We start from the raw sequence: 15,778 nt of genomic DNA, 5'->3' as shown, positions 1-15,778 counted from the left end.
ATCCTCCTTAATAAATAGCAAAAACATTCAACACATCTACCCACAGGTGCCCTTGAGGGCCTCCAGAGGAGAGTTTAAAGTCTGCGTAAAGGAGTTTTCGGCAAAAATAGATAATTTTCTTACTCATCAACGGGTATTTTCTAGAAAAACCAACCTCGAGTTAAATCAATTAGCTCCTAAGTAATCATTCATTAGTATTTTGATAAAATCATCTATGTGTTTCGTATTCGCTTGCTCACCATCTTCAGCATTAACCGTTAACACTGGTACTCCTCTTTTCTCAAATTCCCCGATCACTTTCTTTCTTTTTTTTTGAGCTTTTCTACAATATTCAGCAATTTCATATTCATGTTTATTTTTATAATATGGCAACAGGTTACCAGTCTTCCTATAACGCTTAAGAATGCGCTCCGCTATAATTTCTGGCCGAGCGGTCATATGCACAATAACCCTTTTTTCCATCAGCTTACTAAATAAAGCTTTATCCTTTCCCAAATTATCACTAATTTCATATTTGAAGTGGTGAAAAAGGCCTTCGTCTATTAGCAACACAGTCGGGATTTTTTCATCTTCAACATATTTATCTATTGCTCTTGGAGTAATAGCGTACTGGGAATACTTAAACCTTGATTTTTCATTCTCTAAACTTATTAACTTGTAATCTAAAATTCTTTTATAAGCACTATCGATGTTCGTATTACGTTGTAGTCTGGCAATCCACAATCTTGCACGAATCAAACCTTTAATTAACCTCTTTTCTTCCATATAATCTATCAGAGTACTCTTTCCCACCCCTGGACACCCTACAACTTCTATAAAAAGTGATTTATTTGCGTTCTCTATCTGATAATCAAAGACACCTTTCACAAAAAAATGTGCCTTATACTCAAAAGTACGCAGTCGACCTAACCAGTTTTTTGCGATGAATTCTAATTGTGTCATGGCTAATCACCTAATAAGGAAGATCTTGCATAGATTTATTATTATTCGCTGAGATATGCTGACGTCAGACAGGATAGTTAGTGTTAGCGACACAACAGTTCTCGCGAATCCTCTGAGAATTGCGCCGTTATTTAGATAGTCTACTTTACTTTATCACTTTAATTTCGAAAAAATCTCTGCAATAAAAAAGAAGATACGATTTTTAACCACTTAGCACACGATCCCGTAATCTACAGTAATATGGCTGAGGTATTATTAGAGTCGCCAAAGTCATCCACTGGCGGGGCCGCATACTAAATAGTATTAATGAGCATATATCTTTCTTAACTGACCTTCCAACTATCTTTTTTTCAACCGCCCATGACAATATTTTACGATTAATGGCGGCATTTAGATAATGTTTTTCAAGCCACGTTAGGTCAACTTCACATTCACTCTTTAAGTCTAAGCAAGGATGAATTTGAATCATATTATTTTTGTCGCTTACCACGCCACTATTATGAAGCAACCACATGCTCGTAACGGTGGGATCATAGTGAACCATTTTAAGACTGCATATAACTTTTAACCAAAAATAAACATCCCCAGCACGTCGGTATCGATCAACAGGAAAACCACCAAGGGCCATGAATGTATTTTTATGTATGCAAGCGCCGTTCATGTGAATGAAATCAGAACGTGAGAACGCTGCTAAAGCTTCCTGTCGACTCATGACTCCATTTTTTAAAGGTTCACTTCTCGGAATTACTATATTTCCTTCCATCTTCCGAAATGCATTTACAAAAAGATTAACAGATGGGTTTTCGGAAATAGCATTAGCAAACCTTGAAAGGTGGTCATACACAAGCAGGTCGTCTGCATCAAAAAAAACCAACCATTCAGCTGTTGCCTGCTGTGCTCCATAATTGCGTGCTGCGTAGCCGCCTGGGCCAGGCTTATCTCGCTGGAACAGTCGCAGCTTACCCTTGCGTTCCTCTTGTAATAAAATCTGGAGAGACCCATCTGTAGAGGCATCATCAACGACAATGATTTCAAAATTCTTAAAGGTCTGATTATAAAGACACGAGAGAGAGTCCAACAAAGTTGAAGCTTTGTTATGAACAGGCACTATGACAGAAAACTTATACATAAACTCACCTCGTCTTAAGCTATTAGCCAACTTTAGCCAAAAAACTATAAACTTTCACATTTATAAATTCTCAATGGAAGACATTGACTTTTAACCGGTGAATCAATGTATTCAATTTCAGGTGAAAACAAAAAACCTTCAACCAACCCAGCTGTTACAATACCAGCTTTTTTTAACTGTCTTCTTCGTAATAATTTTAATATCATATATAAATCTAAACACATAATTTTTACTACGACATGAGCTGGACGATATTTTTTTGTGACAAATATTCTATTTCTTATTAAGTACTTATAATACTTAAGGCGCACCTCACTATTTTCAGAAATAATATTTAGCACTCCTTTCTCCTGCCGTAAATGCATCACTTTGCTGGCACCCACAACAAACCCGGGAACATCTTCCGTTATTCTTAATGTATATTCAGTATCCTCGCCCCATATGAACATATCGGAAATAGGCAAACCATACCTGTCAATGGTACCGCGGGGAACAAGAATAGATACAAAAGTTGCTCGATCAACGGAGACAACACCATATTGAGCAAATTTTGGCCAATCTTTATATCCAATATGATTAATTTTTTTGTTGATAGAAGGTGAATTAGTTACATAACCATTTTCTGTAAAAGCAGTAGAGATCAGGTAGGCTCTGTCAATACCATTTTCATCCAAGGTATTATCTGCTTCAATTAATCTTTGCAAGGCAAACGGCTCCGGAATGACATCATCGTCCATCATCCAGATATAATCAGCTCCTTCCTTATATGCGAGACGAAACCCAGCATTGAATCCACCTGCAGCACCTACATTCTGCGACAGCAAATACACTTTTAGATTCGGATAGTCCAATTCACTTAGCATTTCTTGTGTATTATCATCGCTAGCATTATCGACCACAATCACCTGGTCACAAATGCATGTTTGTGAATAAATGGCAGCTAAACATAGCTGTAGCAAATCCTGCCGATTGTAGGTGAGTATCACCGCGATCACCTTGCTCATAGTGTCCCCTGCATAATCATGCCCTTGAAAACTCAATACAGCGTTTAATTATTGGCTAACATATACATGCGATTAATACGGCAGCACCTGACCTTAGTTGCCATTTTAATATAATAAACATTTTTGTTTGGCATAAAGAGAAGCCTGGAATTTCGTGCATTCGTAAAATGCAAATGGAGAACATACACACTTTATGTCGCTAATTATTTAGGATTATGCTATTCCAGGTGCGATCCCTAAAGCATATCAAAGATGAGCATCATTATAATTTCCAAAGGCTCACCCTTTTCAAGCGACGCCGGATGCTTCTTGGAATGTTATTATAAAAAAATTTAACAAAAGCAATTGGAAAATAGTAGAAAGGAGCTTTAAACTGTCGTAATTTTTTTAGACTAATTTTCAATGAATTAAATGTATAACTCAATCGATTTCCGACTTCAAAGCTCTGTCCTTCATGAAGTCGTTTAACTGTTAGCGGTAAATCCACTTGGTAAAATATAAAACCTTTTCTCAGAGCGCGTACCCACAGGTCTATATCGACCTGTCTAAACAATGCTTCATCGTACCCTCCAACCTCATCAAAAAATCGTCGAGAGAACAATATAGAGCTATGATTTATTGGATTGTTAACATAAAAACTATCACACCCCATTGGTGTGACGGAGAATCCTCTACTAATAACTAACTCCCCTTCCCCTTCTCCATAAACGATCTGGCTAGCTGTTACGACAAGCTCCACATTTGGAAATAGGCTTATAGTAGCGACCTGCTGCGCCAATTTTTCGGGTAGCCATTGGTCGTCTGCGTCGATATTGGCCAGCCACGGATAACGAGTATGATTGACAGCAAGGTTAAGCGCCCGCGCACGACCAACACCTTGCGTATCCACTAACTGAACCTGGACAGGGGCCATGTGACGTAACTTCTTGAGCACTTCCCAGGTATCATCGTCTGACCCATCGTTGACCACAACAACTTCTTTAGGTAGATAGGTTTGAGAAAAAACGGAAGAAAGACTTGATTCCAGGTATTTGGATCCATTTTTCACAGTCATAATGACAGAAATATCAATCTGATTCATTAGGCCACCTCCATGGCATCAGACAAGCTGATGATGAGAACCTTTTCTATTAATAATAATTATCATTAACAGACAGTAAAAACTCACTAGCATATTAACTACAGAACTAACAATTTATTTAGCCAGAAAATAATTTATATCTCTTTTCTATCGGCGAAATTTCATATTGACTACTTTCCATATCAATAATTTTATTTTATTCTTGGCAAAACGAGCCCCAAGCTGATCTTCAGGATTATATATACGGCTATCACTAAAACAGAAAACAGGCTTACCTGCTTCTCGACAAATTAGTTTTGCTTGATAAGAATTAAACTCGACAAACAAGTCCGCCGTGGATGCAACAAAAGTCTCAACCTTGAATTTCACCTGCGAATCAATAGTCATGACATTCTTATTATTTTTCTTCATAACGAGATTACGATACGAAACCCCGTTATCCATCAGTAAAGCTTCTACCTTATGTCGGTTTGACTCACTCTGAGACGTAACGATTGTATCGATATCTCTTGAAGGAAGGTAACGAAAGCGTGTAGTACCTGTATCATCGCAAAGTTCGTTTTCTGACATCATCCCCTCAAGACAAATACAAGACCTACTCATTACATTATGATGAAATATATTCCATTCAAAAGCTCTTGGATGGGGAAGAAATTCAAGAATAATATCTACATCACTTCTGATTGGCTTGCCTGAGTAAATAGCCAGTGTCGATGCACGTGCTGCTAACCAATCGGGGAGCGCGTTAATTTCGTTTCTTATTGAACCTCCGGTCATTATACTGTCGTCTACAATAAGAACTTTTTGTGCCTCCCAGGGAGAGTTCAAATCTTTTCTCACGCATCGCGTAAGCCCTTTTTTCAATGGATAATTATTAACCCAGGATGAAATATCCGTACAATTTATATTTAGTGCAAGTGCAATCATGTAGGCGGGAACCATACCACTTCTTGGTACCCCGACGACTAAGTCCCAGTCACCAGAAAATTTTTCAAAATTCTTTGTAATATCCCTGCCGAGATCACCATATGACTTGAACTGAATCTGCATTAAGTTTTCTCCGACAACTCGCTCAATATTTTCAGCAACAGCTATCTACCACCCATTTAGCTGATACAGATAGATATATGGTGACCACCAATCGAAATACCTATTGCATCAGTGATGCCGCAGCTATTAAATTAGATAAAATCAGGAAATTAGTATCGAGGCTGTTAGTACTTTTGCAGGGTATAATGTAGATAACACGCAGCACTACGCTACAATTTTATTTAGCAGTAATAGTATCAAATGGTTTTTGCACCCTATTACGAAGCTCTGGTTTTCCTATACCCATTGCTTCAAGCATAACGGCATTGACTTTATGCACATCGTATTTATCTTTAGCAATCTCGTGGGAGCGCTGTCCCATGGTTTTAACTAAAGCTGGTCTGTCAATAAAGTGTTGCATGGCTTTAACAAGCGCATCGACATTTTTTACAGGTATCAAGTAGCCGTTATCGCCATTAGTGACGGTTTCTCGACATCCAGGTGCATCGGTAGTGATGACCGCTCGCCCCATAGACATGGCTTCCAGAATTGAGCGCGGCGTGCCTTCTCGGTAATAACTAGGCAGTACAAAAACGCTACTCTCGGCAAGTGCCAGGCGCACATCATTCAGCCAACCCAAGTGTTCAAGCGATCCCTCTCCCACCCAAGTATCCAGCTCTTGTTGCGAAATCGTATCGGGGTTGCTGTCGATATCACCAGCCAGTTGAAATACTACCTCAGGGTGCTGCTGCTTGATTCGCCTAGCTGCCTCAGCGTACTGGCGGACACCTTTGTCTGCCAACAAGCGAGCAACCAATAAAAAACGTGGCGGCCCATCAGGTAAAGGGGCTGTAGCAAAATGCGCCATATCGACCCCTGACCCATTGAGCACTTGGGAAGGTACGCGATCGCGTAGTATTCCCAAATCACGAAATAAGCTTTCATCATCGGGGTTCTGGAAAAACACCTTATCCACCTTATTCAAAGCTGCCGAATAAAGTCTACGCACCAGATGGAAAACCAGAGCGCGCTTACCGCGTGCCTCTCCGGCAAAGGCATATCCCAGGCCAGTGATCAATGCATAACGTTGAGGAACCTTCGCCAGCCAAGCCGCCAACATCCCATACACCACCGGCTTGATGGTATATGCCAGAACGACATCGGGTCGTATATTACGCATCAACAAGTAAAGTGCTTTTAGCGTCAAAAAATCATACCACGGGTTAAGGCCTGTTCGTTGCATGGGGATATCGTGAACAAATACTCCCCAAGCCTCTAACTGGCGGCATGTCCTTGGATCATCATGTAACCCTGGTGATGCCGCATGTACTTCTAATCCTGCACTAATCAGGCTTTGTACGAGCGGCCCCCGAAAATTGACTAAGGAATAGCTTGAGCCCGACACTAGCAGAAAGCGACGTTTTGGTTTATTAAGCTTAGAGTTCATGCTGCCTCCTCAACGAACACCAGATAGTAAAAAATTACCAGCTAAAAACATATAAATTCGAAAATATAAACGCCTACTTATAATAAAGACCCATGCATAACATAAATGCATCCTTAAAGTAGTGAATATAAACAAAACCATGTGATACATGGAATATTTAATTAGAAGCTAGATATGAAGATTCTAATGGGCTGGGCCTACCTACTGAATAATAAGTAAATCCTTTCGCCCTCATTCGGCGCGGCTCATAAATATTACGCCCATCAAAGATAGTGGGTTCAGTTAATTTCTCTTTAATAAGATCAAAATCAGGTGCACGGAAGTTCTGCCACTCCGTGACGATAATCAAGGCGTCAGTATTCTTTAAAGCTGCTTCTTTGGTTCCACAAAGGATTAAGTGATCATGACTCCCGTAGAGACGCTGAGCTTCTTCCATGGCTTCCGGATCATAAGCCTGCACCTTGGCACCAGCTGCCCAAAGTGCCTCCATTAGTACCCTGCTGGGGGCATCGCGCATATCATCAGTGTTGGGCTTGAATGAAAGCCCCCAAATGGCGAAGGTCTTACCCTTTAATTCAGCATGGAAGTGCTGGCTTATCTTATTGAATAGCGTGTTTTTTTGCTCTTTATTACGCGACTCCACTGCTTTGAGTAATTTGGCGTCAAAATCAATGGTATTCGAGACGTGGATAAGAGCCTGCAGATCTTTAGGAAAGCACGAACCGCCATAGCCCACACCGGGATAAATGAAGTCGTAACCAATGCGTGGATCCGAGCCTATTCCTTTACGCACCGCCTCAATATCGGCACCCAGACGCTCAGCCAGGTTTGCCATTTCGTTCATAAAACTGATTTTGGTAGCCAACATGCAATTAGCTGCATACTTGGTCAGTTCGGCACTTTTTACATCCATCACGATGATCTTGTCGTGATTACGATTGAAGGGGGCGTATAGCTCGCGCATGACTTCAATCGTGGCATCGCACTCTGTGCCGATAATAATACGATCAGGCTTTTGGCAGTCTACGACCGCACTACCTTCTTTTAAAAACTCAGGATTAGACACCACGTCAAACGCGATATCATTGCGTCCGCGCCTTTCCAGCACTTTTTCCACCTCGTCACGCACTTTGTCAGCACTACCTACAGGTACGGTGGATTTGTTAATGATAATTTGGTTCTGCTCCATATGTTCGGCAATGGTGGCAGCCACAGTGAGAACGTACTTGAGATCAGCACTACCGTCTTCGTCCGGTGGAGTTCCCACAGCAATAAACTGCACTTGGCCATGGTTGACTCCCGCGGCCGCATCGGTAGAAAACTCAAGGCGCCCAGCGGCGTAGTTCTCTTTTACTAAAGATTCTAGACCAGGTTCATAAATAGGGATGTTGCCCTGCCTAAGTTGTTCGACCTTATGATCATCTAGATCGATGCAAACAACATGATGGCCAACTTCAGCCAGAATAGTTCCTTGAACCAGGCCTACGTAACCCGTGCCGAAAACTGTAACGTTCATTGGATTTCCTAACTGGAGAGTAAAGTGGTGAGAAAAATTAGAGAGAAGTTTTATTTAGGCAAGCTATGAATTTCACTTATGGTGCTGCTCGCCTTATTTGGCGAATAGTAACTTCGATACCATTCGACAAACTTGGCAACGCCATGAAAAACTGATGTGGCGGGCCTATAACCAACCTTTTTTTCTAATTCACTTGAATCCGCATAAGTGTCTGGAACATCGCCAGGCTGCAAAGGCAGTAGATCCTTGATGGCCTTTCTACCTAATGCTTTTTCAATGGCTTCGATATAGATGTTGACCGTCACAGGATCATTATTGCCAATGTTGAAGATACGAAATGGCGCATTGCTGGTAGCAGGGTCAGGGTTATCGCTATTCCACTCAAAAGCAGGAGTGGCTATATCATCACTGGCGCGAATAACGCCCTCAACAATATCATCCACATAGGTGAAGTCGCGGGTATGGCAGCCATAATTGAAAACCTGGATGGGCTCATTGGCCAAAATATTTTTGGTGAATTTAAAAAGCGCCATATCTGGGCGCCCCCAGGGGCCATAGACGGTGAAAAACCTTAGCCCGGTGGTCGGTAATCCAAACAAATGACTATAACTGTGGGCCATCATTTCATTGGCTTTTTTGGTGGCAGCATAAAATTGCAGTGGATGGTTGGCTCCTTCATGCTCGGAAAACGGCATTAAAGTATTAGCGCCATAAACACTACTGGTACTGGCGTACGTCAGGTGCGCAATGCTGGAGTAACGACACGCCTCCAAAACATTAGTAAACCCAATCAAGTTACTTTCCACATAACTAAGTGGGTTTTCCAGCGAATAACGAACCCCTGCTTGGGCAGCTAGATGAATAACTCGGTCAAAGTGGTGTTCATTAAAACACTCGGCCACCGCCTGTTGATCAGCTAGATTAGCGCGAATAGAAAGGTAGTCGTTTCTTGTCTCTTTCGCCGTCTGCTCAAGAATTTTTAGGCGCGCCTCCTTAATGGCAGGGTCATAATAGTCATTGACGCTATCAAAGCCGACGACACTATCACCGCGCTCCAGTAGCCGCTTGGCAGTGTGAAAGCCGATGAATCCGGCATGGCCGGTAACAAGAATCTTCATTTAATAACTCCATGACGTGGGAGGAATAGAGGGCATTGGCAGGAGTAGGGCAAATAACAGCGCTAATCTCAGCTGCGTACAAAGCGCTGAATATGGCGCCAGCTCACTCGCCTCAAGCCATCCAACGTCAAGGGCACCAGAGCCACTGAACGCACCATGGCAAGTAACGGACGCGGAAGCTCACTCAGACATAAGGTTCGCGGCAGGCCGGTATAGGGAAACCAACATTGTCGATAGGAGCTCTGCCGGGCTGAAGGAGGTAAATCGCCGGTAAAAATCGAAGGTACGGCGTACCAGGCATAGTTGCCTTTCAGCGTCTTTATTTCGTCAGAACCGGGCTGTAGAAACTCGAAATCGATAATCTTTAGCCCTTGGCAAGGGTCATAGATAAGGTCATGCGGATTAAGATCGATGCATTCATAGCCAAGACTGCGATAGTGCAAAATAACGGCTCTCACGCGCTCGATGGCCCAGATAGGCAGCAAACCATGATTAGAAAAAGGCGCACGAGGCGATAAAATGCGTTCCATGCAATTGGCATAGCGCTCAAACACTAGATAATGAGTACCGACTTCTAGCAGACGGGATACTTCTGGCAGAGAGGCACCGAGTTCACGCGCCTTTACTTCACGCTCTAGGTAGCGCTCACGCCCAGGCCGAAATGTCTTGCAAATCGCCTCAGTGCCATGAAAATCCACCAGCTCTACTTTGGCTCGGCAAACCTCTTTACTTAGGTCAGCTAATACCGGGTAAGGTGTGCGAAATGCTGCATCGTTGCTTAGGGCTGCTTCACGTATCTTACCGATCTGCTCGGGCACCAAGGTTTTGAGATACTTAAACGCCTGATCCGCATCGCGGGAGCAATGTATCGGACTCTGTTGTTCTGCTTTGCTCTCCTCTGGAGAGAGCGTGGCACTGAAGGTTGCCCTGATGGTAGGTAGTCTTAAATTGGGAGAGTCACTCGACATCCGCTTCACCGGTACTGGATGGACATCCTGTACCACAAGCAGAAAAACTGGCGGCGACCCACTGCTGGCAAAATTTCCTTGCTCTTGTCCATCATCAAGAACCCACTGAGCGAGCGCCTGTTGCTGCCCACTTTCGATTGGCACGCTACACAACACATTAAATCCATAGTGATCAAGCAACTTAAGAAGGGTGTCCAAATACGCCAACTCACACTCTCTAATCAGAAAAACAGTAATCCCGGATAGCCACTCTTGTTGCTCGTCATCAGATTGTTTGTTCGTCATGACTTGCCTCCTTGTGCTAAAGAGAGCACTTATTTTTAAATAAGCATTGATGACATGCTCAATAATGCTTTTCGCATCACTCAAGCATGAAAAGTGGTGATCAGAGCGAGGGGGAAACGGCTCAGTCGCTATGGCGTAGGCGCCGGAAGTAAACGGGTTGCAGCAAAGTTGGTAAGATTCCGTCGTCTTGTGATAGCCAGCGATTCAATAAGATTCTCAACCTTCTTTGGGTACGGAGCGTAATACAGGGCCTAGTCTGGCGACCGACCTTAAGGCTGTGTTCGTTGCATCAACATGTTGGCGTTGCGTATCTGAGGTCATGGTCTGACGCGCTTTCCATACCAGGTCGGCTATTTCGTCCAAAGGGTTGTAGTCCAGTGGAGCCGACTGCAACAACTGGCGGATACGCAGGTGATCAGTAGCGATAAATGCCTGCTCCAGCTGCTTTAAAAAGGCTTCGAGCCTCGGCCATTCCCAGAAGCGCTCTTTTGAAGTCATGATACGATCATGGCGCGTCTTGCTGACGTCATGACCTATCAACAATTCCTCGTAAAGCTTTTCACCAGGCCGCAAGCCGGAATAGATGATTTCGATATCCCCTTCAGGATGCGCAGCGTCTCTTACCTCCAATCCCGAAAGGCGAATCATATTCATGGCCAGATCATGAATGCGTACCGGTTCGCCCATATCGAGCACGAAAACCTCCCCACCTTCCCCCATGGCGCCAGCCTGGATAACCAGCTGAGCAGCTTCGGGAATTGTCATGAAATAGCGGGTGATATCCGGGTGAGTCACCTTCACGGGGCCGCCCTGCTCAATCTGCTGACGAAACACTGGGACAACGGAGCCACTTGAACCCAGAACATTGCCAAAGCGCACCATGCAGAATCGAGTGTTGGACTGAGAATGTGCGAAGGCCTGACAGATAAGCTCAGTCAAACGCTTGGATGCACCCATGGCATTGGAGGGGCGAACCGCTTTATCGGTGGATACCACCACAAAGGTTTCAACATTGGCCGACATTGCCGCCTTGGCCAGATTCAATGTGCCAAAGACGTTATTACTCACTCCTTGCACGAGATTAAATTCCACCATCGGCACATGCTTGTAAGCAGCAGCGTGGTAGACAGTATGCACCTCGAAACATTCGAACACTGCCTTAAGACTGCCCGAATGCTGCACTGAGATAAGCAATGGTTTTAGCTCGCACCGTGACGCGGTGCTTTCGATATGTTGCTTCAACTCTTGCTCAATGGCGTATAGCGCAAATTCGCAGTTATCGATCAAAAGCAGGCGGACAGGATTCTGATCAAGAATCTGACGACACAGCTCACTGCCTATCGAGCCTCCTGCCCCCGTCACCATGACCGATTTATCGCGGATATTGGCCTCCATCAGTTCGGGGAAGGCAGGCACAGACTCCCTACCCAATAAGTCCTCCAGCGCCACATCGCGAAGTTCACTGATTTTGGCTCTACCGGCAATTACATCGGCGCTACCAGGAATTGTCTTAAGAGGCACGGAAAGGCCCGAAAGCCAGTGCAGTATCTCGCGGCGACGCCAACGTGGGGCGCTGGGGATAGCTAACAAGACCATTGTGGCGCGGTGTTCTTGAACCAGAGCAGCTAATGCTACCGGCTGATGTACCCGCAGCCCTTCTACCATGGCGCCTTCCAATCCCCGCCAGTCATCAACGAAGGCCACCGGCTGGTATTCCTCTCCATTGCGCAGAGCAGCCACCAGCTCGCAACCCGCGGCCCCTGCCCCATAAATCACCACTGGCTTGCGCTGTCGAAGCTGACTGTGGCGATACAACTCTCGCAATAGAAAACGCAGGCTACCGATACCCAACAATAAGAGCAGCGCATAAATGATGATAATAGATAGTCCAATGGGCGAGTTAACCATGTAACTGGCCGGTGCTACTAACAAAGTCGATGCCAGCACAACAACAGCGATAGTGGATACAGTGGCATGGCTCATGTAGCGAATGACGGCGCGATAAAGCCCTAACCAGCGGAAAAGCAAAAGGCTTATCGGAACTAACACGCTGATGGTCATCCACAAGGAAATGCTGCTGAGTGGTTGTAGGCTTTCCAGGTGAATCATTGTGGCAAGTTGCAGGCTACCCACCACAATCAAACCATCAAATACAACAAGTACCCGGCGCTTTATGGAGCGCGGCGCCATTGATAACGACTTTATTAAACTAGCCATAGTTATCTCTATCCGTCCTTGCGGGTTGCCAAGTTATGGCGCTGGCAGCCGCATTATTGAAGTGGTCGATCAAAAACGAGATTTTGACGGGAAGCCGCTATCGAGCCTTCTCGGTAGAGATGCCAACAGATCACTAGTAGTACCCAGAATAACGTCGCGCGCAGCCCGTTATGAGTAGTGGAATAAATCAATGGCCCTGCTACTCCAGCCCAGATGTAAAGGGGAGCTCGGCGCAATACGGTGGCTATTATCGATAGGAAAAGCACTAGGCCTGGCAAGCCATAAGCAAACAACATGTTAATAAAGGAGGAGTGGATTTCGGCCCCATCATATGGTGCAAAACGCTGCCGTTCGGCTTCTCCTGCCCCCAATATTGCGTAGGCGGGAAAGTTAGTCAGTCGGTCAAACTTGCGTTCTTCATACACACTATCAATTTTGCTTGGTGCTCGATCCATACGCGCTTCCAGGTTGCGCAACACCTGCCCCTCAGTACTAATATTGGCGAGCACAACACCTCCCAATAATAGTGGCACCAGCAGCAACAGGCGCGCAAAGTACTTGACCTGCTTAGCATTTGCTATGGCCCAGCCGATCCCCACCATAGCCCCACCTCCCATAGCGGCCAACGACGACGCCGATAAGATCCCCAACACGCCGCTAGCTAGCCCGGCCAATGCCAAAGGCCTCATTTTAGGGTGAAAATCATCGAGCATTAACAACACCACTACGCCACATAGCGAAAAGTAGGCCAGCTGATTGGGATTATTAAAGCTGCCAGTGGTGCGGTTGATCCCCAAGGCTAATTGCACTAACACATGGCCACCGGCGATCACTAGCGCAATAGAGATGCTATTTCGAATAAGCCCTATGGCATGTTCACCGTAAACGCTTAGGAAACGCAGCAGCCCCATACCGATTAAAAAATTGAACAGGAAAAACTGGGCTGGTCTAAAAAATTCAGTGGTTTCCATCACTAACGTCCAGCTAAGGCATACCATTACTACCCACAACACCATTAATCCCCAGCACATAGCGAAGGGTGAAACTTTCAGGTGTTTGTCTCCTAATGACATCAAAAGCATCACGCCGGCAAAACCGATCAGCACAAAATCAGCCAGCTGTGGCCCACCGCTGGGAAACAAATAAAGGCTGCTTAGCGAAAGCCCCACAAACAGCAATAGCGCACCGATCAGATTCATGGCGATACCTTTTTTCTACTGTGGCTAGAGGTTAGCCATCATCTGGAAGGTATGATTGCGACTGGCCAGGTCATCATAAGTACCTGCATCACTTACTTGCCCGTCCTCAAGCATATAAATTATGTCGCACTCTTTGACCGTGGCCAGGCGGTGGGCAATAAGCACCACCGTCATTTGGCCTGCGAAGCGCTGGATATCTTCCATCACACGACGTTCGGTGATCCCATCCAGAGCACTGGTGGCTTCATCAAAAACTAATACACTGGCTTGCTGATAAAGAGCACGGGCGATACCCAAACGCTGACGCTGTCCCCCTGATATCTGCACTCCGCGCTCCCCGATTCTAGTTTCGAGCCCTTCGGGAAATCGCATGATCAGTTCATCGAGTTGCGCCATGTGTAGGGCTTCTTTGACTCTCTCAACATCAATATTTTCGCGTTCAATGGCAAAGGCGACGTTTTCGAGGATCGTGGCATCGGACAGAAATATCTGTTGCGGCACAAACCCCACACTGGCATGCCAATTCCGCAAGTTCTCCTGCGTTAAAGCCACACCATCAATGAGTATTTGCCCTTGCTGAGGCTCGATCAGACCCAGCAATAGATCCACAGCAGTACTTTTACCACTGCCAGAAGCACCGACTAAGCCGACCATCTTGTTGACCGGAATTGTCAGAGTCAGGCCATTCAGCGCCCGTGCTCGCGCTCCTGGGTAGTCGAAGGCGACCTCATGAATTTTGATTTCTCGCTGAGGAACCCACGGCATTGACTGAGCAGCAGGCTTAGATTCACTGCCTGTTTTCAGTTTTATGGTTTCCTCACTGCTGGCGATCAAATCTTCACGGATTGCATCATAAGCCGCCAGGTTGCCGCGTATTTTAGTAATGGAGGTATAGATTTTCTGAAAGCCAGGCAGCATCTTGAAACCGGCTAGGGCATAAATTGAAAGCGCCGGCAAAATGGCGCCCAGATTGCCTTGGTAGAGGTTAAGCAGGTAAAGAACCAGCAGGATTACCGAACCAAAGGCCACCAGCTCGATAGCATAACGGGGTGCCTCACTCAGTCCTTGTGTTACACCTTGGCCTCGCGCTATGCGGTTGCTGGCCTTTTCAAACCGCGTGGTAAAACTCGCCTGACGATGCAATAAAAGAAGATCTTTGATGCCTCCAAACCCTTCAGTCATCAGCTTGAAGCGTTTCGATTGAGCCTCAGATATACGCCTTCCATTAATGCTGAGAAAGCGCCGCACCGTCTGATAAAGCAGTAGATAAGTGGCGAGGAATATCACTAAGCCGGATATTGCTACAACAGGGTTATAGATAAAGATAGCCAAGCTCATCAAGGTCACCATGACCGCCTTGGCGTTGAGCTCCATCGCTGGATTGATCACCTTTGTCGTAACGCGCTGGACTTCAACGGAGACCTTGCTGATCAGGACACTGGTATTCTGGCTCGAATGAAATAACCAAGGTTGATACAGATAATAACGATAGAGGCGGCTAGAGAGTTCCGCTCCCACTTGCTCACTGTAGAGCGACAGCCGCCAGGTGGTATACATGGAAATTAGAGCTGCCATTAACAACACTCCAAGTACCATACCGCCCAATAGACTCAAGAAGGACTTGTGGCTTTGCATTCCGCTATAGGTATAAGCCCAGGCTAACCAACCATTGCCCTGGAGTTTGCTCATATCTCCGACCACCGCCATAAAAGGCCCAATGGCGATGACACTGGCAATTTGAGCTAGCGCCATCACAATGATCAGTGCCTGAAGCCCTAACAATCGGCGGCGCTGTTGTTGCGTTAGTAAAGAATAAAATTCGCGCAATTGATTAAGCATATTG

General features: G+C 45.3%; 12 protein-coding genes. All 12 read right to left on the bottom strand.

Translation table 11 applies throughout. The features are described 5' to 3' along the window. Positions 1-165 precede the first annotated feature (165 nt). A complete protein-coding gene (locus HALTITAN_RS05965; RefSeq protein ID WP_009286557.1) occupies positions 166-942 on the bottom strand; it encodes an AAA family ATPase in 777 nt (258 codons plus the stop codon). 202 nt (positions 943-1,144) lie between these two features. Then, the gene (locus HALTITAN_RS24475; RefSeq protein WP_051051899.1) at positions 1,145-2,071 is read right to left on the bottom strand and encodes a glycosyltransferase family A protein; all 927 of its coding nucleotides are present in this window, start codon (positions 2,069-2,071) and stop codon (positions 1,145-1,147) included. 44 nt (positions 2,072-2,115) lie between these two features. After that, positions 2,116-3,075 (bottom strand): glycosyltransferase family 2 protein, encoded by a 960-nt coding sequence (locus HALTITAN_RS05955; RefSeq protein WP_152419231.1) that lies wholly within the window; start codon positions 3,073-3,075, stop codon positions 2,116-2,118. Positions 3,076-3,337: 262 nt separating this feature from the next. Continuing rightward, the gene (locus tag HALTITAN_RS05950) at positions 3,338-4,156 is read right to left on the bottom strand and encodes a glycosyltransferase family 2 protein (RefSeq protein ID WP_009286554.1); all 819 of its coding nucleotides are present in this window, start codon (positions 4,154-4,156) and stop codon (positions 3,338-3,340) included. Positions 4,157-4,303: 147 nt separating this feature from the next. After that, positions 4,304-5,206 carry a phosphoribosyltransferase gene (locus HALTITAN_RS05945; RefSeq protein WP_009286553.1) on the bottom strand — a complete coding sequence of 301 codons (903 nt, stop codon included), beginning with the start codon at positions 5,204-5,206 and terminating at the stop codon, positions 4,304-4,306. A gap of 217 nt (positions 5,207-5,423) precedes the next feature. Continuing rightward, positions 5,424-6,632: a glycosyltransferase family 4 protein gene (locus HALTITAN_RS05940; protein WP_009286552.1), complete on the bottom strand. Its 1,209-nt coding sequence runs from the start codon at positions 6,630-6,632 to the stop codon at positions 5,424-5,426. Positions 6,633-6,789: 157 nt separating this feature from the next. After that, entirely contained in the window at positions 6,790-8,148 is a 1,359-nt protein-coding gene (locus HALTITAN_RS05935) for a UDP-glucose dehydrogenase family protein (RefSeq protein ID WP_022523690.1), read from the bottom strand. A gap of 50 nt (positions 8,149-8,198) precedes the next feature. Next, complete coding sequence (locus tag HALTITAN_RS05930; protein WP_022523691.1) at positions 8,199-9,266, bottom strand: NAD-dependent epimerase; 1,068 nt, start codon at positions 9,264-9,266, stop codon at positions 8,199-8,201. Positions 9,267-9,334: 68 nt separating this feature from the next. Beyond that, entirely contained in the window at positions 9,335-10,519 is a 1,185-nt protein-coding gene (locus HALTITAN_RS05925; RefSeq protein ID WP_022523692.1) for a hypothetical protein, read from the bottom strand. A gap of 216 nt (positions 10,520-10,735) precedes the next feature. Beyond that, positions 10,736-12,736, bottom strand: coding sequence for a polysaccharide biosynthesis protein (locus HALTITAN_RS05920; RefSeq protein ID WP_022523693.1), 2,001 nt, complete (start codon positions 12,734-12,736; stop codon positions 10,736-10,738). A gap of 53 nt (positions 12,737-12,789) precedes the next feature. Continuing rightward, entirely contained in the window at positions 12,790-13,935 is a 1,146-nt protein-coding gene (locus tag HALTITAN_RS05915) for a hypothetical protein (RefSeq protein WP_009286550.1), read from the bottom strand. A 24-nt stretch (positions 13,936-13,959) separates the two neighbouring features. Then, the gene (locus HALTITAN_RS05910; protein WP_009286549.1) at positions 13,960-15,774 is read right to left on the bottom strand and encodes an ABC transporter ATP-binding protein; all 1,815 of its coding nucleotides are present in this window, start codon (positions 15,772-15,774) and stop codon (positions 13,960-13,962) included. Between the last annotated feature and the right edge of the window lie 4 nt (positions 15,775-15,778).

This window comes from Vreelandella titanicae BH1 (assembly GCF_000336575.1).
Lineage (GTDB): Bacteria > Pseudomonadota > Gammaproteobacteria > Pseudomonadales > Halomonadaceae > Vreelandella > Vreelandella titanicae.
The sequence above is the reverse complement of the archived record's forward strand: the minus strand, read 5'-3'. Positions and strand labels throughout refer to the sequence as shown.